Raw genomic sequence first — 283 nt, 5'->3', positions numbered from 1 at the left:
ATGTAAGAGAGAGAAAACAGAAAATATCGAAAGTTCATTGGCACGTAAAATGGATTCATTTGAATAGGAGTGATTGGATGGAAGTGCAACCAGAAACATACCGCGCAGCTATGAATGGAACATTAGAACGTCATTTTTCAGATATGATTGCCGTTATACCTACTAGAATTACAATTGAGCAGGTAAAACAGCGGCTAGAAACTATCTCTACTAAAGTTGATGAGTTAAAAATTGTTTTTAGTGATGAGACAAGCCTTATTGTTGAGTTACATATGGATGAATC

Annotated in this window: 1 pseudogene; it reads left to right on the top strand. The window is 35.3% G+C overall.

The annotated features are described in order from the left end of the window. Positions 1 to 77: 77 nt before the first annotated feature. A pseudogene (locus ACSG5Z_RS32165) lies at positions 78 to 283 on the top strand (DUF4026 domain-containing protein); the annotation flags it as partial.

This window comes from Bacillus pretiosus (assembly GCF_051294775.1).
Lineage (GTDB): Bacteria > Bacillota > Bacilli > Bacillales > Bacillaceae_G > Bacillus_A > Bacillus_A wiedmannii.
The sequence above is the reverse complement of the archived record's forward strand: the minus strand, read 5'-3'. Positions and strand labels throughout refer to the sequence as shown.